Below are 19,167 nucleotides of genomic sequence, written 5' to 3' on the forward strand. Positions count from 1 at the left end.
GGCCCGAGCCTAGGGTGTGCGGCCGGCGACAGCCTGTCGTCCGAGCGATGCCAGTTCTTCGACCATCGGACGAACCTCGACCATGCCGGCCTCGGCGACCGGATGGCCGGCAGCGATCTCGACCGCCTCGGCGAGGGTGTCGCACTCGATCAGGTCGAAGCCGCCCATCTGCTCCTTCGACTCGGCGAACGGGCCGTCGGTGGTGACCACCTTGGCACCCTGCCGCCGTACGCCGGTCGACTTCGCCGGCGGATGGAGTGCCCCGCCGGTCAGATGGACGCCACGGGCCTTCATCTCGGCGACCCAGGCCTCGGTCCTGCGGATCATCTCGTCGGGCACGCCGTCGGGGTACTCGTGGTCGGGCCGGATCAACAGCATGTACTTCACGGATCACCTTCCGTCGCTCCTGCGCCGGATTGTCGGCGCTCTCGTGGGACGTCGTTGCACGGTTGCAGCTTTGTACATCGATTCTGGTCCGCACTGGAGTTCTCGACGTCACCATCAGCTGAACGTGTCGTCGTGCATGCCCCGGTTGCTGCGGCCGTGTCGTCAGGGCGCGTAGTGCTGGATCGCGCCGCCCTTCGAGAGGTCCACGAGCGTGTGGGCCAACGACTTCGCGTCGGCAAGGACCTCTTCGAGATCCATCGTGGTGAGTCGGCGGTCGCGCACCACGACCTTGCCCGCGACGAGGACGGTGACCACGTCGGAGGCTCGGACGGAGTAGACAAGGGCGGCTCGTGGGTCGTGAACCGGTTGGTTGTGGGGCGCGCTGAGGTCGACCAGGGCGATGTCTGCTTGCCGGCCTGGTTCGACGACGCCGATCCGGCCGGCGAGGCCGGCTGCTGCGGCGCTGCCTCGGGTGGCGAGGCGGAGTGTGTCGGACAGCGTCATCCACTCGGCGTCGTGCTCGCGTTGCTTCTGGGTCAGGGCGACATGCGGATCGCTTCCCAGACGTCGAGGGTGTTGTGTACGGCGGCTCCGTCCGTGCCGATGCCAACTTGTACGCCGGCCGAGCGGAGGCCCTTGATCGGCGTGACTTCGCCCATCGCAAGCTTGAGGTAGACCTTCGGGCAGGACGCGACGGCCGTGCGATCGGCGTACCGCTCGAGGATCGGGAGGTCGTCGTCGCGGATGCCGCACCCGTGGGCGATCAGGGCGCCCGCCTCGAGCACGCCGGTCCGTTCGAGCACCTGGACCGGTGTGACGCCGTGGTTGTCGAGAGACGCTTGCGTTTGGTCGCCGGTCTCCGCGGCGTGCAGGTGGATGCGGAAACCCTCCGCTCGCGCGATCTCCGCCGTACGTTTCAGGTCGTCGTCGGTGACTGTGTACGTCGCGTGTGGGCCGAGGCTCGCGGTGATGCGCGGATGGAGCCGGCTGAGTTCGCGGGTCGTGTCGACCGCTGCTTTGATTCCGTCCGCGCCCGCGGAGGAGAAGTACGTCGGCGCGAGGTCGGCGCGGATGCCGGACTCGATCGCGGCCGCCGCGATCTGGTCGGCGTGGAAGTAGTGATCGACGAACGTGGTGACGCCGGCGAGCAGCATCTCGGCGCACGCGAGGCGCGCACCTACTCGCACGCGCTCCGGCGTCAGGTTCACCTCCATCGGCCAGATCCGCTGGTTGAACCAGTCCGCGATCGAAAGATCCTCCGCCGCCCCGCGCATCATCACCATCGGACTGTGCGTATGGGAGTTGACCAGCCCCGGAACCGCAACCAGCCCCGTCCCGTCAATCACCTCCCCGTCGGACGGAGCATCCGTCGGACTGCCGGCCAGACCGTCCGGTGGGCTGGCGGTCGAACTGTCGGCCGGGCTGCCGGTCGGGCTGCCGGTCGGGCTGCCGGTCGGGCTGCCGGTCGGGCTGCCGGTCGGGCTGCCGGTCGGGCTGCCGGTCGGGCTGCCGGTCGGGCTGTCGGTCGGGCTGTCGGTTGGATTGGCCGTCGGGCTGTCGGCGGTTGTTGGCGTGATTGCGGTGACGAGGTCGTCGTGGATGTGGATGTCCTGCGCCTCGTCGACCCGGCACTCGCCCTGCTCGGGCACCACCAGCACAGCGACGTTTCGGATCAGCACGCGAGTCATCCGTCGCCGGCCGATCAGGGCTGCCGGCTTGCGAGGATGCAGAACTCGTTGCCTTCGGGATCGGCGAGCGTGACCCAGCTTTCGTCGCCCGTCTGCCCCACGTCGGCGGGGCGTGCGCCCAACGCGACCACCCGACGTACCTCGGCTTCTTGATCTGTATCCGTCGGGTTGAGGTCCATGTGGAGCCTGTTCTTAACCGTCTTGCCCTCCGGCACCCGCGCGAACGTCAGCGTCGGCGGCACCGGACCGGGACGGCTCCTGCCTTCGGGCACCAGCGGCGAGCCGATCGTGACCACGCCGTCCTCCCCGTCGTCCTGCACCTCGTAGCCGAGGACCGCGCACCAGAACCGCGCCAGGCCGCTCGGATCCGCACAGTCGATCGCCAGCTCGGTGAACTTGCTGGTCATTGCACGACCTCCAGGTCGGGTAGCGGGTCGTCGAAGTCACCAAACTACGGCGAAGGTGTACTACGGGCCGTGAGAATTTCCGTCTGCCTGTCGGATTCGACGCATCGGGTTCGTTGCAGGGATGAGAGGCGGCCGGCGGGAGGCCGTCCGGACAAGGAGTGCTGAGATGACCGAGTACCTCATCTCGTTCGGCATGAACGCGATGGACTTCCCCGAGGAGGTCATGCCCGAGATCAGCAAGGCCGCCCGCGCCGTGATCAAGGAGGCGATGGAGGCCGGCGTCTACGTCTTCACCGGCGGACTCGACCCCGAGGAGGAGCCCGCCGTGGTCGCCACGGACGGGACGGTCACCGAGGGCATGCTCACCGACGGCCCATACCCCGAGAGCAAGGAGCTCCTCGGCGGCTTCACCGTGGTCGACGTACCCACCCGGAAGGAAGCCCTGGAATGGGCCGCGAAGATCGCCGCCGCCTGCCGCTGCGCCCAGGACGTCCGCGTCTTCCAGCCAGGCCCGCACAACTGACCGATCAGCCGCACATAGACGCACCAGGGCGCCACACCCCACAACCGAGCCCGACGCCGACGATGCCGCACCCTCGTCCCGCGACCTCTATGGTCATTATCAACAGCAGGGGAACAGATGTTCGAATGTCGGGTATGGTGGGGGTATGGGTGCTGATCTCCAGGGCTCGTTGCTGGATGCTTTCGAGGATCCGGCCTTGGGCTCGTTGGACGGGCTGACGCGGACCGAGCTGGGCCGCGGGGCCTGGATCGATGTGCTGCCGGGCTGGTTGACCGGCGCCGACCAGGTGTACGGGCGGCTGGCGCGGGATGTGCCGTGGCAGGCGGAGCGGCGGCAGATGTACGACCGTGTGGTCGACGTACCGCGACTGCTCTGCTTCTACGGCGAGAACGTCGACCTGCCGCTGCCGATCCTGGAAGAGGCCCGGGACGCGCTGAGCGAGCGGTACGCCGAGGAACTGGGGGAACCATTCCGCACGGCCGGGCTGTGCTTCTACCGCGACGGCCGCGACAGCGTCGCCTGGCACGGCGACCGAATCGGCCGCGGCGATCGCGAGAACACGATGGTCGCAATCCTGTCAGTCGGTGAGGCCCGCGTACTGGCCCTACGCCCGCGCCCAGGCGGCTCGGGCGGATCTGCCGGAGCGAGCGGGCCGGTGGGCTCGACCGTCCGATATCCCCTCGGGCATGGCGACCTGATCGTGATGGGTGGCACGTGCCAACGCACCTGGGAACACGCAATCCCCAAGGCCTCCGGCCGCATCGGTCCCCGCATCAGCATCCAATTCCGCCCCCGCGGCGTCCGCTGACAACCCACCCAAACCTGCGCGGAGCGACACGGCAGCAAGAGCAGCACGCGGCGCATGCGGCAGCACGAACCGGCGCCGAGCGGGACGCGGTAGTGCGCGGCAGCCGCACGCAGTATGTCTGACCCGGAGCGTGCGGTCGGCGTTCGGTGCCCGGCGTTCGTAGGGCGCCGGTCCTCACGCCTCCACGCAGCAGAACGCACGCGACGTACAGCAGCAGGCGGCACACAAGAGCAGCCCGCAGCAGGTCGGTCCCGGGTACGGTCTGCGCCATCGTCGCCGGCCCTGGTACGGCGCCGCGCTGACGCATCAGCACGCCGACATGCGCGGGAGCACGCAGTACCCCGGGTACGGGTACGGCACAGGCACACGCAGTACGCCGGCACACGCAGGCACACGCAGGCACACGCAGGCACACGCAGTACGCCAGCACACGCAGGCACACGCAGTTCGCCGGCACACGCAGGCACACGCAGTTCGCCGGCACACGCAGGCACACGCAGTACGACGGTGCGCGGCGGTGGGCGCGGTGGGCGGGCGCGCTTGGGCGGCGTGTGAGGGCGCGATGTGGTGGGGGTCAGGCTGCGGTTGTGTTGGTGAGGGGGTGGTTGGTGTGGGGTTGGTAGATGCCGTTGGCGGTGGCTATGTGGAAGCTGAGGAGGCGTAGGTGGGCGGCTTGGCAGATGGCCCGGCCGGCGGTGGACCAGTCGTGGTCTAGGGCGGGTGAACGGGTGGGGCCTGGGCGGCCTAGGGCGAGGATCAGGGGTGTGTTGGGGGCGGTTTGGATGGCTGTGACGATTGGGGTGAGGGCGGTCGCGCAGAGGGTGTGGGTGTCTGGGGGCGGGGTCAGGCGGTCGAATTCCGATGGGAGGTCGACGGTGATCGTCGCGCGGTAGTGGTCGTCGGGGTCGCAGAGGATGACGGCGAAGGTGCCTCGTTGGCGGTCGCCGAGGGTGAGCATCAGGTCTACGACGTCGGCGGCGACTCGTGGGTCGGTGAGGGGCTGGTCGGTCCAGGTGGGTGTCAGGTCGAGGAAGCTCATACCTAGAAAGTGCCGCGACTCCACCCCCGGATCAGGGTTGTCCACAGACAAAAGTGGCCCAACGTTCCGTGGCTGGAGTGGACCTGCCTGCTGGGCCGCTGAGTCCCTAGGCTCAAGTCATGAGCAGCAGACTTGGGCAGATGCTTCCCCCGGCCGGAGCGCCGCGGGACCTGGCGATGGCGCAGTTGGCCAACTCGGTCGGCGACGGCGCGTTCGTCGTAACCTCGGCGTTGTTCTTCACCCGGGTGGTCGGCCTGTCGACCGCGGAGGTCGGGCTCGGGCTGACCATCGCGTGGCTCGTGGGTTTCCTGACCGGCGTCCCGCTGGGCAACCTCGCCGATCGGCGTGGAGCGCGCGGCACCGCAGTACTCCTGGCGCTCATGACCGCCGCCGGCGTCGGAGCATTCCTGTTCGTGCGCAGCTTCGCGGGCTTCCTGATCGCGGCCATCGTCTACGCCTGCAGCCAAACCGGACTCACCGCAGCCCGCCAAGCGCTCCTCGCGGGCCTGGTGCAGCCGGCTGAACGCACCCGCATCCGCGCCTTCCTACAGTCCACGGTCAACGCCGGTCTCGCCGTCGGTGCGCTCCTCGGCGGCATCGCGCTCCGCTTCGACACTGAGGCGGCGTACCTGACGGTCTTCGCGATCGACGCGCTCAGCTTCCTGATCGCGGCCGCTCTCATCCGCCGGGTGCCGTCGATCGCGACCACGATCCGGGTCACAGGCGAACCCCGCCTCGCCGTCCTGCACGACCGTCCGTACGCCGTCCTCGCGCTGCTCAACGCGATCATGCTGCTCTTCATGCCGCTGATCAGCCTCGTCGGCCCGCTGTGGATCGTGACCCGGACGAGCGCGCCGAGCTGGGTCGTCGCCTCGCTGATGATCGTGAACACCCTCGGCGTCACGTTCTTCCAGGTCCACATCGCCAAGCGCGTCAAGGACCTCCGCACCGCCGCCCGCTCCGTGCGGTACGCCGGACTCGCCATGCTGGCCGCCTGCGGCGTGTTCGCGACGACTGCCGCCCACCTGACCCCCGCAGTCACCGCGGGAATCCTGGTGATCGCCGCCGCGCTGCTGACCGTCGGCGAGATGAAGCTCGCGTCCGGCGCCTGGGAAATCAGCTTCGGACTCGCCCCTGCGGACAAGCAGGGCCAGTACCAGGGCTTCTTCGGCACCGGCCCCGCGATCGCCAGGATGCTCGGCCCCGCGCTGCTCACCACGGTGATCCTCGGCTGGGGTCCGATCGGCTGGATCGTCATCGGTGCCCTGTTCCTGGGGACCAGTTGCGCAACTGGTCCCGCCGTACGATGGGCTGCGCGGACGAGGGCCGTCAACGAGGACGCCACGCCGTCGCTGGTAGAGGAGAACGTCGCCTGATGGAGATTCCCGGACTGGTCGAGATCACGTCGTACGACGAGCTGCGCGAGCTCGTTCCGCCGCCACTGGCAGCAGCCGCGGGCAAGGAGCGCAAAGAGCTCCACGACCTGGATCTGCAGTGGCTCGATGCCTCCCCGTTCTGCCTGATCGCCACCTCCGACGCGGACGGCAACTGCGACGTCTCCCCCAAGGGCGACCCGGCCGGGTTCACCAAGGTCCTCGACCGTTCGACGATCGCGATCCCGGACCGGGCCGGCAACCGCCGCGTCGACGGCTTCACGAACATCCTCAGCAACCCGCACGTCGGTCTGATCTACTTCGTTCCCGGCCGCACCGACACGCTGCGGATCAACGGCCGCGCCCGCATCGTCAGGGAAGCGCCGTTCTTCGACGACATGATCGTCAAGGGCAACCGCCCCCAGCTGGCGCTGCTGATCGAGATCGAGCAGATCTTCCACCACTGCTCGAAGTCGTTCATGCGCTCGAAGCTCTGGAAGCCCGAGACCTGGAACCCGGACGCCGTCCCGCGTCGGGCCGTCATCTCCCAGACGCTGGAGCGTCCCGACGAAGACCTGACGACGCTCGATGAGTACTACGGGCCGCAGTACGAGGAGAAGATCTACAAGGTCAAGTACTGAACTACCGCAGCAGGAGCAGGCCGAAGTACTCCGTGGCGCCGATGACACCTGGCCTGCGGCACTCTACGGTTTCGTACTGTGAGCACGACTGAGCCGATCACCTCGCCCGGCGTCGGGTACTGGGCGCGGCGGATCGTCCTGCCCGTGATCGTCTCGATCATCGCGGTCGGCGGCTCGATCGGCGCGGCGGTCCACGGCGAGCCGGACAGCCGCCGGCCGGACTGGTTCATGGTGCTGCTGATCCTGATCGGATCGCTGTCGCTGTACTGGCTCCGCACCCACCCGAGACCGGTGCTGTGGGCAACAGTCGGGTCGACGCTCGTCTACATGCTGATGGGGTACGCCTACGGCCCGATGATCTTCGCGTTCATCATCGCCGTGTTCACCACGATCCGGCTCGGCTACCGCGTCTCCGGCTGGTCCGCGCTGGCCGCGCTCTACCTCGGCCATGTCGGCGGACGGTTGATCCTCGGGCTCAGCGAACTCGGCCTGTACCAGACTCTCCTCGTCGGCACCTGCTTCGTCGTCCTCGGCTTCCTTGCCGAGCTGTTCCGCGCACACCGCGACCGCGTCAACGCGGCAGCTCGCACCCGCAAGGAGGAGGAACTGCGCCGCGCCGGCGAGGAGCGGCTGCGGATCGCGCAGGAGTTGCACGACGTCGTGGCGCACCACATCTCGCTCATCAACGTGCAGGCATCGACCGCGCTCCACCTGGTCGACCGGCAGCCCGAGCGGGCCGAGCCGGCGCTCGCCGCGATCAAGGACGCCAGCAAGGATGCCCTGGTGGAGCTCCGCTCGATCGTCGGCATCCTGCGGCAGTCCGACGAATCCGCGCCGCGCCAACCGGTCGCCGGTCTCAACCATCTCGACCACCTGATCACTCGTACGTCGCGAGCCGGCCTCGAGGTGCATCGCATCGTCCACGGCGAGCCGCGTCCACTACCGACCGGGCTCGATCGCGCGGCGTTCCGCATCATCCAGGAGTCGCTGACGAACGTCGTACGCCACGCGAAGGCCACGTCCGCAACGGTCCGGATCCAGTACGGCGAACAGGCGCTCATGCTGCAGATCGACGACGACGGCCAGTCGCTCACCGCCCCGCCGAAGGAAGGCAACGGCATCGGCGGCATGCGCGAACGGGCGACCGCGCTCGGCGGCACCCTCTCCACCAGCCGCACGCCGTCCGGCGGCCTGCGCATCACGGCGACCCTCCCGCTGTAGGTCGGGCGGCCGCAAGCCGCCACGGCGTACAACCAGCCGCAGGCGCTTGCCGTGAGCAACGGTCCCCCGAAGCGCTGGGCCGGCGAAGTGCTTGGACGTGGTTCGGCTGGTGTTACGGGAGGCGGACGTGGGACGGGTTGAGGTCGGCCACGCTGGAGACGCCGAGTAGTGCCATCGTGCGGCGTACCTCCTTGGTGAGGATCTCCGCGGCGCGGGCGACGCCGCGCTGGCCGCCGGCCATCAGGCCGTACAGGTACGCGCGACCGACCAGGCAGGCGTCGGCGCCGAGGGCGATCGCCGCGACGATGTCCGCGCCGGACATGATGCCGGTGTCCAGGTAGATCTCGGCGTCGGTGCCGATTGCCTTGCGTACGTCGGGGAGGATGCGCAGCGGTGTCGGCGCCCGGTCGAGCTGACGTCCGCCGTGGTTGGACAGCACAACCGCGTCCGCGCCGGCGTCGACCACACGGCGTGCATCCGCGACGGTCTGGATGCCCTTCACGATCAGCGGGCCGTCCCAGATCGAGCGGAGCCAGTTGAGGTCGTCGATCGTCATGGTCGGGTCGAAGAGCTTGTCGAGCAGCTCCGCCACCGTGCCGTCCCAGGTGGACAGCGAGGCGAACGTCAGCGGTCGCGTAGTGAGCAGGTTGGCCCACCACGCCGGATGCAGCGAGGCGTCCAGAACCGTCTTCGCGGTGAGCGACGGCGGGATCGTGAAGCCGTTGCGTACGTCGCGGAGGCGAGCGCCGGCGACCGGTACGTCGACGGTCAGCATCAACGCCTCGTAGCCGGCCGCGGCCGAGCGCTTCACCAGATCCTCGCCGGCCTCGCGGTCCTTCCAGACGTACAACTGGAACCACTTGCGCGCGTCCGGTGCGGCGGCCGCGACGTCCTCGATCGACGTGGTGCCCATGGTCGACAGCGCGTACGGGATGCCAATCTGCTCGGCGACCTTCACGACCGCGCTCTCGCCCTCGTGGTTCATCATCCGGGTGAACCCGGTCGGCGCGAACGCGAAGGGCAGCTCGGAGCGGCCGCCGAGGATCGACGTACCGAGGTCGATCTCGGACACGTCGCGCAGGATCGACGGCTGCAGCTCCATCTCCGCGAACAGCCGGCGGGCACGGCGCAGGCTGATCTCGGCCTCGGCCGCGCCGTCGGTGTAGTCGAAGACCGACCTCGGCGTACGGCGTTTCGCGATCGCGCGCAGGTCCGCGATCGTCAGGGCCTTCTCCAGCCGCCGCTCGGTGGCGTTCACCGTGATCGGCTTCGGCCGCAGCAACGGCTTCAGCTCGGACCATTTGGGCATCTGGCGATCGGTCATCACAACTCCCGGCTCAATCTGTGGTCGGACCACACCCTACCCTGTGGTCCGACCACACCGATACAGTGTCCACGTGAAGAACTACGAGCTGGTCCTGCACCGGGTGGAGGCCGATCTGGCCGCGGGGCGGCTGCGGATCGGCGGGCGGTTGCCCGGGGAACGAACGCTGGCCGAGCAGCTCGGGATCAGCCGGCCGTCGGTGCGCGAGGCGGTCCGGGTGCTCGAGGCGATGGGGGTGGTGCGGACGGCGACCGGGTCCGGGCCGGAGGCGGGTGCGGTGATCGTGGCGGAGCCGGTGTCGCCGCTGACCGCGGTCCTTCGGTTGCATCTGGCAACGAATCACCTGCCGATGGGGGACGTCGTGCAGACGCGTCTGCTGCTCGAGTCGTGGTCGGCGCGGGAGGCTGCCGAGCGTGAGTTGGGGGCGGATGAGCTGAAGGTGGCGGAGGGGCTGCTGGATCGGATGGACGACACGGGGTTGTCGCCGGAGGAGTTCCATCTGCTCGATGCGGAGTTCCATGTCGCCCTGTCAGGGTTGGCCGGGAACGTGTTGATCGCGGCGGTGATGACTTCGTTGCGGTCGGCGATCCACGGATACGTGCTGGCCGCCGTACCCAATCTGCCGGACTGGGAAGCGGTGGCGGTCGGGTTGCGGAACGAGCATCGCGGGATCCTGGCCGCGGTGCGGGGTGGAGAGCCGGAGCGCGCGGCCTCGTTGGTGACCGCACACATCCGGGGGTTCTACCAGGCGGCGCAGCTAGCGCCGTTCGCCGACGGGGAGCGCGGGACGCCGGAGGCCGACGCTCAGGTGGAGTGAGGCGCGGGTTCTACTTTGGTTGGTGGTGGGGAGGGGCGGGGCCGCTTAGTCTCGGCGGCATGGAGGAGTTGTGTGTGCCGCGGAGGTCGGGTCGGTTGGCCGGGCTGGTGGCGTTGGGGCTGGTCGCGGCGATGGTCGCCGGGACGATCGTCGGACGATGGTCGGATCCGGAGCACCGGAAGTTCTTCGTGCTCGACATCGTGGTCGGGATCCTTTCCGTTGCGGTAATCCCGCTGCTGATCCGCCGCCCGGTGCACGGCGCGATCGCGCTCGCCGCACTCGCGGTCTTCTCCCCCGCCGCTACGCCGCCGTCGACCGTCGGCACGCTGACCGTCGCCCTCCGGCGTCCCTTCCGTACTGCGCTTCTGGTCGCGATCGCCGGCACTGTCGCACACCTGATCCAGGGCCTGTGGCAACCGATCAGCGGACTCCCGTACCTCTGGTTCGCCGTACTCGACGTCGTCGTCCACGCCGCTCTGCTCGGTTGGGGCCAAGCCGCCCAGGCCCGCCGCCAACTGCTGGAGTCGCTCCGTGAGCGCGCCGAGCGGGCTGAGGCCGAGCAAGGCCGCCGGGTCGCCGAAGCCCGCACCCTCGAACGCACGAAGATGGCCCGCGAGATGCACGACGTACTCGCGCATCGCCTGTCCCTGCTCGCGACGTACGCCGGCGCGCTCGAGTACCGCCCCGACTCGTCTCCCGAGCGCCTCGCGAAGGCGGCCGGCGTGATCCGCACCGGCGTACACCAGGCGCTCGACGAACTGCGCGAGGTCATCAACGTCCTCCGGGACGAGGACGTCTACGAGGGCCGGCCGCAGCCCACCTTCGGAGACGTCCGCGCACTGGTGGACGAGTCGCGCCAGGCAGGTACGACGGTCGCCTACGAGGACCGCGTCACGGATCCCACCTCGTTGCCCCCGGCAACAGGCCGGACGGCGTACCGGATCGTGCAGGAGGGACTGACCAACGCACGTAAACACGCCGCTGGGCGACCCGTGACGGTCACGGTGGACGGGCGACCGGGCGACGGCTTACGGATCGAGCTGACCAACCCGGCCCCGAACGGGATCACGCTGACGCCCGGAAGCGGGACCGGCCTGGTGGGACTGACCGAGCGCGTGCAGCTGGCCGGCGGGACGCTGGACCATGGGCAGATGCCCGGTGGCGGCTTCCGGCTCGAGGCCTCGCTACCGTGGCCCCCATGAGCGAAACCGCAGCGACGCCGATCCGCGTACTCGTCGTGGACGACGACGCGCTGGTCCGGGCCAGCCTGGAGATGATGCTCGACGGGACGAACGGGATCTCGGTGGTAGGTCAGGCCGCCGACGGTGACGAAGTACCGGCCGCGGTCGACGCGCACTTCCCCGACATCGTGCTGATGGACCTGCGGATGCCGCGGGTGGACGGCATCGTCGCGACGCGGCGGCTGCGGACGCGGACGAATCCGCCCGAGGTCGTCGTACTCACGACCTTCGACACCGACGAGAACGTGCTGCATGCCCTGCGCGCCGGGGCGAGCGGGTTCCTGCTCAAGGACACCCCTCCGGCCCAGATCGTCGAGGCCGTACGACGGGTCGCGGCCGGCGATCCGATCTTGTCACCGGCCATCACCCGCCGGCTGATGGACCGAGCTGCCACGCAGGCCGACGCCCACACGATCGCGCAGAACAAGCTCCAACTGTTGTCACCCCGTGAGTACGACGTGATGCTGGCGGTCGCGCAGGGGAAGGCGAACGCACAGATCGGCGCCGAGCTGTTCATGAGCCTCGCGACGGTCAAGGCGCACATCTCCCACATCCTCACCAAGCTGGAGCTCGGCAACCGCACCCAGATCGCCCTCCTCGCCCATGACGCCGGGCTCGCATAAGCTCCAGCGCATGATCAGGGTGCTGCTGGCGGATGATCAGGCGTTGGTGCGGGCCGGTTTCCGGTCGTTGCTGAACGCCGAGGACGACATCACGGTGGTCGGTGAGGTTGCCGACGGCGCCGAGGCGGTCACGGTCGCGCGCGCCGAGAAGCCCGACGTCGTGCTGATGGACATCCGGATGCCTGGAACAGACGGCCTTGAAGCGACGCGGCAGATCGGCGCCGATCCCGAGCTGACCGACGTACATGTGGTGATTCTGACGACGTTCGACCTGGACGAGTACGTGTTCGAGGCGCTGCGGGTCGGGGCGAGCGGGTTCCTGGTGAAGGACACCGAGCCGGTCGAACTGTTGCAGGCCGTCCGGGTCGTTGCTCGCGGCGATGCGCTCCTCTCCCCCGGTGTCACGCGGCGGCTGGTGGCCGAGTTCGCGTCACGCAGCCGGCAACCACATGCGAGCAAGGAACTCGACGTTCTGACGGAACGTGAGAAGGAGATCGTGGCGCTTGTCGGCGAGGGCTTGTCGAACGACGAGATCGCAGAGCGGCTCGTACTCAGTCCGGCGACCGCGAAGACGCACGTCAGCCGCGCGATGATCAAGCTCGGCGTCCGCGACCGCGCGCAACTGGTTGTCGTCGCCTACCAGACCGGGCTGGTCCGTCCCGGCTGGCTGGGTTGACCTTCCAGCTACTCGAACCGCGAGGCTGCTCGCATGATGCACCTCGACGAGATCACCGCCGCCGTCTCATTGGGCCAGGCCGGGGATCGTGAAACCGCCCGTCGCCAGCTGAGTGGATTGTGGGACGCAGTCGACGATCCGCAGACCCGATGCGCGATCGCGCACTACCTGGCCGACGTACAGGACGAAACCTCCGACGAACTGGAGTGGGACCTCCGAGCGTTGGAGGTGGTCGAGGACACCGCCTGGCTCCCATCCCTGCACCTCAACCTCGCCGACGACTACCGCCGCCTGGCGCAGCCACTGCAGGCGGACGAACACCTGCAGCTGGCCCGGAAACACCTCCACCTGCTCCCCACCGACGGCTACGGCGAACTGATCCGATCCGCCGTAGACCACGTAGCCGAAGCACTCGCCGCCGGAAACACCGACCGCCTGCCATCCAATCCCAGCAGCTGAGGCAGGGCCCGTAACGACAGGAGGTGTCGGTCCGCTCGCGACTGCGCGCCGCCTGAGCTCACCACAAAACACGCCGCATCAGCACACACCTCCTGTCGTTAGCACTACTCCTGCTGAGGTACGTGCGGTCACTCCCCCGAGGTGACGCGGCGTGGCGGGGTCGACCGCCACGCTCTTGGCATGGATGCGCTAGTCGAGGTCAGTGGACTGACGAAGAGGTACGGCGACACCCTCGCGGTCGATGGTGTCGATCTGACAGTGCTGCCGGGCGAGGTCTACGGATTCCTCGGACCGAACGGCGCAGGGAAGACCACCACGCTCCGGATCCTGACCGGGTTGATCGCGCCGACGAGTGGCGATGTACGCGTGCTGGGCGGGAAGCCCGGGCAGGCCGAAGTACTGGGACGGACCGGGTCGATGATCGAGTCCCCGGCGTTCTACCCGTACCTGTCGGGCTTGGACAATCTGCGGCTGTTGGCCGAGTACGCCGGGGTGGCGCGCCGGCGGATCGACGAAGTACTCGAGCTTGTCGACCTGGCCGATCGCGCCAAGGATCGGTTCTCGACGTACTCCCTGGGGATGAAGCAGCGGCTCGGGGTCGCGGCCGCGCTGCTGAAGGATCCGGAGCTGGTGATCCTCGACGAGCCGACCAACGGGCTGGACCCGGCCGGCATGCGCGACATGCGCCGGTTGATCCGCGAGCTCGGCACCGGCGGCCGGACCGTACTGCTGTCCAGCCACCTGCTCGGCGAGGTGCAGCAGATCTGCGATCGGGTCGGGATCATCAACTCCGGCCGGATGGTTGCCGAGCACAACGTCAACGAACTCCGCGGCGAACAGGAACTGGTGGTCCGCGCCGACCCGAAGGACCAGGCGCAAGCGATCCTGAGCCGCTTCGGCACCGTGCACCAGTACGACGACACGCTCCGAGTGGCGGTGGATTCGAGCCGGGCCGCCGAGGTGAACAGCGTGCTGGTCGGCGCCGGGATCGCCGTCTCCGAACTGCATATGACCGAGCGAGCGCTCGAGGACATCTTCTTCGAGCTCACCACCGAGGAGAAGGCCGATGTTGGGTAGCTACCGGGCGGAGATGCTCAAACTCCGCAAGCGATCCGCGGTCTGGGTGCTGTTCGGCGCCGGGTTGGTGCTGAGCCTGATCTTCGGCTACTTGCTGCCCTACCTTGCCTACACCACCGGCGACGACAGTCCGTCGACCGAGGGCGTACCGCGCGCCGAGGTACTCCGCGGCATGCTCCCCGAACGCGTCATCGACAACACGATCGGCGGCTATCCGATCTTCGCCGGCGCTCTGGCGCTTGTCCTGGGCGCGATCGTGATCGGCGGCGAGTACACCTGGGGAACGCTGAAAACCGTCCTCACCCAACGGCCACGCCGCGGCACGATTCTCGGTGCGCAGTTCCTTGCCCTAGGCACGGTGATCGCCTTCTGGGTCCTCGGGATCTTCGTCGCCTGTGCGTTGTGCAGCGTCGGCATCGCCGCCGCTGAGAGCGGTTCGATGACCTGGCCCAGCATCGGCGCACTCCTTCAGGGCCTAGCCGGCGGCTGGCTCGTCCTCATGACGTGGTGCCTGGCCGGCGCAGTACTAGCCGTTGCCTTCCGCAACGTAGCTCTGCCCATCGGCCTAGGCGTCGTCTGGATCCTGGGCATCGAGACGCTCCTGGCCGGGGTCGTCAGCAGTCTCCTACCAGGCCTGAAATGGCTAACCAACACCCTCCCCGGCACCAACGCCGGCTCGCTGGTCTTCTCCGTCACCACCATGACCCCCTCCGACGCCCCACCCGGAGTCCGCGACGCAGTAGGCGGGCCCCGAGCCCTACTAACCCTGTTCGCCTACTGCGCCCTCTTCACAGCCCTATCCCTCTGGACCACCCGCAACCGAGACATCACCTGAAACATCGCGCGTGAGCCGAACGCCAACCTGCACCCAGCGTGCTACGAGGTCTTCCACCGGATGATTCCAACGCGATATCGCGGCCCCGACCCCTTCAGCACCCGCCGCCGGAGGCGGCTAACAAGACAGGCGCCGCGGAGCGGTGTCCGTTTAGCTTTTGATGCCGGCGTGGACCAGGGCTAGTTCGCAGAACATGGCGTTGGCCCAGGAGAACCATTCTCGGGTGTACTGCGAGGGGTCGTCGACGTCGAAGCCTTCGTGCATCTGACCGGTGCCGCCGGTTGTGTCGCGCAACAGCTCCAGCAGCCGCTGGCGTTCCTCAGGCGAGGTGCTCGAGATGCCTTGCACAGCAAGCGCGATGTGCCAGATGTACCGGGGCGGCGTGTGCGGACTACCGATCCCCGCTGCATGCGTACCGCTGTAGTAGTACGGGTTCTCCGGGCTCAACAACAGCTTCCGCGTCGCAAGGTACGTCGGATCGTCCGCCGCCGCGTACCCGGTCAGCGGGATCGACAGCAGGCTGGGCATGTTCGCGTCGTCCATCAGCAACGCCTCCCCCAAGCCGTCCACCTCGTACGCGTACACCTGCCCATGCACGGGATGATCCACAACCCCGTGCCGCGCGATGCCGTCGTCGATGTCCGCCTTCAGCGCCTTGGCACGGTCGGCCAGGTCGGAGTCGCGCAGTACTTCGGTCGCGATCTCCTGCAGATACCCGAGCACCACCGACGCGAACATGTTGCCCGGAACGTTGAAGCCCAACTCGGTCGCGTCATCGCTCGGCCGGAAGGCGCTCCACGACATCCCGGTCGGCCGCGTCAGCCGCCCACGTCCCTCGCGCACCAGCGTGTCCGACGGCCGGTCGTCGAGCCGCTGGAACCGGTACGGCGACCTCGCCTCGTGATCCTGCTCCACGGTCCACAGCTCGACGATCGCCTCCGCCGCCGCACGGAACCGCTCGTCGATCACGTCCGCCCGGCCGGTGATCCGCCACAGCCGGTAGGCCAGCTCGAGGGGGAAGCACAGCGAGTCGATCTCGTACTTACGCTCCCACACCCACGGCGACATCTCGGTCTGGTCGGTCACATGACCCCAGCCGTTCGCCTCCTTGTTGAAGGCATTCGCATACGGATCCAGGACGACGTATTCGAGCTGCCGGTGCAGTACACCGATCAGCGTGTCCTGCAGCCCCGGATCGTCCTTGCACAGCAGCAGGTACGGGCGCATCTGTGCCGCGGAGTCGCGCAGCCACATCGCCGGGATGTCGCCGGTGAGCACGAACGTCGTCCCGTCCGGCAACTGCTGGGCGACTGCGGGCAGGTTGCCGGCCATCGAGCGCCGGAACATCTCCGCGATCACCTCGTCGCCGGTGGCCTGCTGAACAGCAGCAACGGCTCGGGCGAGGACCTCGGGGTCGATCATTGGATTGGCCGCGGGCGGTCCCGTCGTTCTTGTCGGCAACGAACCGCGACTCCCTCCCTTCGGATATCGGGGACTGTCGGTCCCGGCTGATTGGATCTACTGCATGTCCCGGTTCCGGCTGTACCCGACTCCCATGCAGCGGGTTGCGTTGCTGGAACAGTGCAAGCATGCCCGGTACGTCTGGAACCTCGCGCTCGAGCAGTGGTCGATGTGGACGCGCGACAAAGGAAGCACGCCTGGGTACGTCGAGCAAGCACGGCAACTGACCGATGCGCGGGCCGTGTTCGGCTGGTTGCGGGCGGGGTCGCAAACCGTTCAACAGCAGGCGTTGCGAGACTTCGCCCAGGCTGTCAAGAACTTTCACGAACGTACTCACGCGCGGCCGACGTGGCGCAAGGCCGGGCTGCACGAGGGGTTTCGCGTTGTCGGACCGCAAGCAAGCCGCCTTGAGCAGACCAGTCGTAAGTGGGCGCGGGTGATGGTGCCGAAGGTCGGCTGGGTACGACTTCGTGTGTCGCGTGCCATACCCGATGCAAAATCCTACCGCGTCACCCGCGACCGGTCGGGTCGCTGGCACCTCGCCTTCGCGGCGATCCCGCCGCCGATCCCTGCACTGGGGACTGGTGAGGTCGTCGGTATAGATCGCGGAGTGATCGTGGCTGCTGCGCTGTCCACAGGCGAACTCCTGGCCTGCCCTGGGCTGACGGAATCTGAACAGGATCGGCTCGAGCAACTGCAACGCCGTTTGACCCGATGCCGTCGCGGCTCGAAACGACGCCGGCGGACGCAGGCCGCAATCGCCAAACTGCACGCCCGCGCCAGCGATCGCCGCAAGGACTGGGTTGAGAAGACCAGCACCGGCCTCGCACGACGGTTCGACGTCATCAGGGTCGAAGACCTGCGCATCACGCAGATGACCAAACGACCCAAACCCCGACCCGACCCCCAACGACTGGGCAATTACGGGCCGAACCGTCGCCGAGCTAAAGCCGGACTCAACCGCGGCATACTGACCAACGGCTGGGGTGCGCTGGTACGTCGTCTGGAACACAAGGCTGCGGGGCGAGTCGAGAAAGTGAACCCCGCATACACATCGCAGACCTGCAGCAATTGCGGGCACCGCGCACCAGAGAGCCGCAAGAACCAAGCGGTCTTCCAGTGCGTGGCCTGCAGACACCAGGTCAACGCGGACGTGAACGCGGCAATTAACATCGCGGCCGGGCGGGCCGTCAGCGTACGCCGAGAGACGCCCAGACGGGTCTCGCCGAAGCGTGAACCTCAACTCGCTACCTCCGCGTAGCAGTTGGAATCCCAGCCCCCCATACGGGGCACGGAGGACGTCAACAACACAATCACCTTTCACCAGCGACAACGGAACTGCTCTGCAACAACAAGGAAGGGTTCGGCGAGAACGTCTGGTCGAGGACCAGGGTGGCGGCGCCGATCGCGCCGACGTCGGTGCCGAGCGCCGTACCCACGACCTCGAACCGATGGACCGCGCGCACCAGGAACCGGCCGTCCAGCGCATCGCGCACCGCATCGCAGAGCACCGGCGCAAGGTGCTCCCAGTGCGGACCACCGAAGACAACCCGCTCCAGATCGAGCAGATTGGCGATGTCCTCGACGACCTTCGCGATCCGCCCGGCCAGCGCCACGATGATCTCCCGCGCCACACCAGGACCGTCCGCGGCCAACGCGCACAGCCGGGCGAACGCCGCATCCACCGCCGGCCGATCCTCGATATCGATGCCTTGGGCAAGTACGCCGGCCGCCATCGCCTGCTGCACGAGATAGCTCGGCTGACTGCTCTCGCCAACGCAGCCACGCCGCCCGCAGTAGCAGACCGGACCGTCGGGATCGACGATCACGTGACCGATCTCGCCGACGTTGCTGGACGAGCCCCGGACGAGCTCGTCACCGATCACCAGGCCGGCGCCAACACCGGTCCCCAGATAGAAGAACAGGAAGCTGCCGCCCTGTCCGGCCCACTTCTCCGCCGACGCGGCGGCCGTGACGTCCTTGTCCAGCAGGATCGGCAGTCCGGTCCGCTCCCGCAGTTCGTCGCGGAGCGGGACCAGATGCCAGGCCGACAGGTTCGGCGGATCGACGACCACACCTCGCTCGACATCGATCGGACCGGGTGCCGCGATGCCCACGCCCGTGACCCGATCGCGCAAAGCACCGGAATCCGCGATCACTGCCTCGATCGTCTTCGCGATGCCGTCGATGAGTACGCCTGGATCGTCGGCGTCCTGCTCGACGGGTCGCCGCGCGACCACCTCGCCAGTGAGATCGAGCAGTACGACGGTCACCACGGACGGATCGAGGTGCACACCGACGGCATACTGGCCGGTGGGTTCGAGCTCGAGCAACGTCCGCGGTTTGCCCAGGCCCGCGCCGCGCAGCCGGCCCGCCTCCCGCACGAGCCCGGCGTCGAGAAGACGACGGGCGATGTTGGAGATGGCCTGGCCGGACAGCCCGGTCGCTTCGGCGAGTTCGACACGGCTCAGTTGCCCGCTGCGGCGGATCGCATCGAGTACGACGGCATCGTTGAAGCCGCCGACCCGATCGAGATTCGTACCCCGCCGTACGGTCACAGAGTCCCC

The 19,167-nt window shown here is 68.2% G+C and carries 21 protein-coding genes; 13 read left to right on the top strand and 8 right to left on the bottom strand.

Annotated elements, in window-relative coordinates; all coding sequences use genetic code 11:
- Positions 1–9: 9 nt before the first annotated feature.
- The 4 genes from EV653_RS13685 to EV653_RS13695 all read right to left on the bottom strand — a co-directional run bounded on the left by EV653_RS13685 (position 10) and on the right by EV653_RS13695 (position 2,482).
- Entirely contained in the window at positions 10–378 is a 369-nt protein-coding gene (locus EV653_RS13685) for a YciI family protein (RefSeq protein ID WP_238159823.1), read from the bottom strand.
- A 171-nt stretch (positions 379–549) separates the two neighbouring features.
- Positions 550–891 (bottom strand): amidohydrolase family protein, encoded by a 342-nt coding sequence (locus tag EV653_RS42465; RefSeq protein ID WP_255510714.1) that lies wholly within the window; start codon positions 889–891, stop codon positions 550–552.
- 32 nt (positions 892–923) lie between these two features.
- The gene (locus EV653_RS42470) at positions 924–2,075 is read right to left on the bottom strand and encodes an amidohydrolase family protein (protein WP_370357761.1); all 1,152 of its coding nucleotides are present in this window, start codon (positions 2,073–2,075) and stop codon (positions 924–926) included.
- A gap of 14 nt (positions 2,076–2,089) precedes the next feature.
- Positions 2,090–2,482 (bottom strand): VOC family protein, encoded by a 393-nt coding sequence (locus tag EV653_RS13695; RefSeq protein WP_134102468.1) that lies wholly within the window; start codon positions 2,480–2,482, stop codon positions 2,090–2,092.
- A gap of 166 nt (positions 2,483–2,648) precedes the next feature.
- On the opposite strand from EV653_RS13695, the gene EV653_RS13700 reads away from it, so the two are divergent.
- Together EV653_RS13700 and EV653_RS13705 are read left to right on the top strand one after the other, a co-directional pair.
- Positions 2,649–3,005 (top strand): YciI family protein, encoded by a 357-nt coding sequence (locus EV653_RS13700; RefSeq protein WP_134102471.1) that lies wholly within the window; start codon positions 2,649–2,651, stop codon positions 3,003–3,005.
- Positions 3,006–3,150: 145 nt separating this feature from the next.
- A complete protein-coding gene (locus tag EV653_RS13705; RefSeq protein WP_134102474.1) occupies positions 3,151–3,813 on the top strand; it encodes an alpha-ketoglutarate-dependent dioxygenase AlkB in 663 nt (220 codons plus the stop codon).
- 574 nt (positions 3,814–4,387) lie between these two features.
- On the opposite strand, the gene EV653_RS13710 is transcribed toward EV653_RS13705, so the two are convergent.
- Entirely contained in the window at positions 4,388–4,852 is a 465-nt protein-coding gene (locus tag EV653_RS13710; RefSeq protein ID WP_134102477.1) for a hypothetical protein, read from the bottom strand.
- Positions 4,853–4,971: 119 nt separating this feature from the next.
- Between EV653_RS13710 and EV653_RS13715 the strand changes: the two genes are divergently transcribed.
- The 3 genes from EV653_RS13715 (at position 4,972) to EV653_RS13725 (ending at position 8,087) form a co-directional block, all read left to right on the top strand.
- A complete protein-coding gene (locus tag EV653_RS13715; protein WP_134102480.1) occupies positions 4,972–6,228 on the top strand; it encodes an MFS transporter in 1,257 nt (418 codons plus the stop codon).
- Entirely contained in the window at positions 6,228–6,866 is a 639-nt protein-coding gene (locus EV653_RS13720; RefSeq protein ID WP_134102483.1) for a pyridoxamine 5'-phosphate oxidase family protein, read from the top strand. Before EV653_RS13715 ends, EV653_RS13720 begins: the two co-directional genes overlap by 1 nt.
- A gap of 78 nt (positions 6,867–6,944) precedes the next feature.
- On the top strand, positions 6,945–8,087 hold the full coding sequence (locus EV653_RS13725) for a sensor histidine kinase (protein ID WP_238159717.1): 1,143 nt from the start codon (positions 6,945–6,947) through the stop codon (positions 8,085–8,087).
- A 112-nt stretch (positions 8,088–8,199) separates the two neighbouring features.
- Here the strand turns inward: EV653_RS13725 and EV653_RS13730 are convergent, their stop codons facing one another.
- Positions 8,200–9,411, bottom strand: coding sequence for an alpha-hydroxy acid oxidase (locus EV653_RS13730; RefSeq protein ID WP_134102486.1), 1,212 nt, complete (start codon positions 9,409–9,411; stop codon positions 8,200–8,202).
- Between the two features lie 73 nt (positions 9,412–9,484).
- Between EV653_RS13730 and EV653_RS13735 the strand changes: the two genes are divergently transcribed.
- The 7 genes from EV653_RS13735 (at position 9,485) to EV653_RS13765 (ending at position 15,139) form a co-directional block, all read left to right on the top strand.
- Positions 9,485–10,228, top strand: coding sequence for a FadR/GntR family transcriptional regulator (locus tag EV653_RS13735; RefSeq protein ID WP_134102489.1), 744 nt, complete (start codon positions 9,485–9,487; stop codon positions 10,226–10,228).
- Between the two features lie 59 nt (positions 10,229–10,287).
- The gene (locus tag EV653_RS13740) at positions 10,288–11,430 is read left to right on the top strand and encodes a sensor histidine kinase (protein ID WP_134102492.1); all 1,143 of its coding nucleotides are present in this window, start codon (positions 10,288–10,290) and stop codon (positions 11,428–11,430) included.
- Positions 11,427–12,092 (top strand): response regulator, encoded by a 666-nt coding sequence (locus EV653_RS13745; protein WP_134102495.1) that lies wholly within the window; start codon positions 11,427–11,429, stop codon positions 12,090–12,092. Before EV653_RS13740 ends, EV653_RS13745 begins: the two co-directional genes overlap by 4 nt.
- A gap of 10 nt (positions 12,093–12,102) precedes the next feature.
- Positions 12,103–12,768 (top strand): response regulator, encoded by a 666-nt coding sequence (locus tag EV653_RS13750; protein WP_134102498.1) that lies wholly within the window; start codon positions 12,103–12,105, stop codon positions 12,766–12,768.
- 33 nt (positions 12,769–12,801) lie between these two features.
- Positions 12,802–13,227, top strand: a complete 426-nt coding sequence (locus EV653_RS13755) for a hypothetical protein (RefSeq protein WP_134102501.1) — start codon at positions 12,802–12,804, stop codon at positions 13,225–13,227.
- A 180-nt stretch (positions 13,228–13,407) separates the two neighbouring features.
- Entirely contained in the window at positions 13,408–14,304 is an 897-nt protein-coding gene (locus EV653_RS13760) for an ABC transporter ATP-binding protein (protein WP_134102504.1), read from the top strand.
- On the top strand, positions 14,294–15,139 hold the full coding sequence (locus EV653_RS13765) for an ABC transporter permease subunit (protein ID WP_134102507.1): 846 nt from the start codon (positions 14,294–14,296) through the stop codon (positions 15,137–15,139). Before EV653_RS13760 ends, EV653_RS13765 begins: the two co-directional genes overlap by 11 nt.
- 150 nt (positions 15,140–15,289) lie before the next feature.
- On the opposite strand, the gene EV653_RS13770 is transcribed toward EV653_RS13765, so the two are convergent.
- Positions 15,290–16,561 carry a glycoside hydrolase family 125 protein gene (locus EV653_RS13770; protein WP_134102509.1) on the bottom strand — a complete coding sequence of 424 codons (1,272 nt, stop codon included), beginning with the start codon at positions 16,559–16,561 and terminating at the stop codon, positions 15,290–15,292.
- 103 nt (positions 16,562–16,664) lie between these two features.
- Between EV653_RS13770 and EV653_RS13775 the strand changes: the two genes are divergently transcribed.
- The gene (locus EV653_RS13775; protein WP_134102512.1) at positions 16,665–17,861 is read left to right on the top strand and encodes an RNA-guided endonuclease InsQ/TnpB family protein; all 1,197 of its coding nucleotides are present in this window, start codon (positions 16,665–16,667) and stop codon (positions 17,859–17,861) included.
- 52 nt (positions 17,862–17,913) lie between these two features.
- Here EV653_RS13775 and EV653_RS13780 read toward each other — a convergent pair whose 3' ends face one another.
- Positions 17,914–19,158: an ROK family transcriptional regulator gene (locus EV653_RS13780; protein WP_134102515.1), complete on the bottom strand. Its 1,245-nt coding sequence runs from the start codon at positions 19,156–19,158 to the stop codon at positions 17,914–17,916.
- Between the last annotated feature and the right edge of the window lie 9 nt (positions 19,159–19,167).

The sequence above is a fragment of the Kribbella pratensis genome, from assembly GCF_004365355.1.
In the GTDB taxonomy this organism is placed as follows: Bacteria; Actinomycetota; Actinomycetes; order Propionibacteriales; family Kribbellaceae; genus Kribbella.

Bases quoted from the DNA above. Each gene is read 5' to 3' on its own strand.
- EV653_RS13685 (WP_238159823.1), bottom strand. From the start codon at position 378: ATGCTGTTGATCCGGCCCGACCACGAGTACCCCGACGGCGTGCCCGAC.
- EV653_RS42465 (WP_255510714.1), bottom strand. From the start codon at position 891: ATGACGCTGTCCGACACACTCCGCCTCGCCACCCGAGGCAGCGCCGCA.
- EV653_RS42470 (WP_370357761.1), bottom strand. From the start codon at position 2,075: ATGACTCGCGTGCTGATCCGAAACGTCGCTGTGCTGGTGGTGCCCGAG.
- EV653_RS13695 (WP_134102468.1), bottom strand. From the start codon at position 2,482: ATGACCAGCAAGTTCACCGAGCTGGCGATCGACTGTGCGGATCCGAGC.
- EV653_RS13700 (WP_134102471.1), top strand. From the start codon at position 2,649: ATGACCGAGTACCTCATCTCGTTCGGCATGAACGCGATGGACTTCCCC.
- EV653_RS13705 (WP_134102474.1), top strand. From the start codon at position 3,151: ATGGGTGCTGATCTCCAGGGCTCGTTGCTGGATGCTTTCGAGGATCCG.
- EV653_RS13710 (WP_134102477.1), bottom strand. From the start codon at position 4,852: ATGAGCTTCCTCGACCTGACACCCACCTGGACCGACCAGCCCCTCACC.
- EV653_RS13715 (WP_134102480.1), top strand. From the start codon at position 4,972: ATGAGCAGCAGACTTGGGCAGATGCTTCCCCCGGCCGGAGCGCCGCGG.
- EV653_RS13720 (WP_134102483.1), top strand. From the start codon at position 6,228: ATGGAGATTCCCGGACTGGTCGAGATCACGTCGTACGACGAGCTGCGC.
- EV653_RS13730 (WP_134102486.1), bottom strand. From the start codon at position 9,411: ATGACCGATCGCCAGATGCCCAAATGGTCCGAGCTGAAGCCGTTGCTG.
- EV653_RS13740 (WP_134102492.1), top strand. From the start codon at position 10,288: ATGGAGGAGTTGTGTGTGCCGCGGAGGTCGGGTCGGTTGGCCGGGCTG.
- EV653_RS13745 (WP_134102495.1), top strand. From the start codon at position 11,427: ATGAGCGAAACCGCAGCGACGCCGATCCGCGTACTCGTCGTGGACGAC.
- EV653_RS13750 (WP_134102498.1), top strand. From the start codon at position 12,103: ATGATCAGGGTGCTGCTGGCGGATGATCAGGCGTTGGTGCGGGCCGGT.
- EV653_RS13755 (WP_134102501.1), top strand. From the start codon at position 12,802: ATGATGCACCTCGACGAGATCACCGCCGCCGTCTCATTGGGCCAGGCC.
- EV653_RS13760 (WP_134102504.1), top strand. From the start codon at position 13,408: ATGGATGCGCTAGTCGAGGTCAGTGGACTGACGAAGAGGTACGGCGAC.
- EV653_RS13765 (WP_134102507.1), top strand. From the start codon at position 14,294: ATGTTGGGTAGCTACCGGGCGGAGATGCTCAAACTCCGCAAGCGATCC.
- EV653_RS13770 (WP_134102509.1), bottom strand. From the start codon at position 16,561: ATGATCGACCCCGAGGTCCTCGCCCGAGCCGTTGCTGCTGTTCAGCAG.
- EV653_RS13775 (WP_134102512.1), top strand. From the start codon at position 16,665: ATGTCCCGGTTCCGGCTGTACCCGACTCCCATGCAGCGGGTTGCGTTG.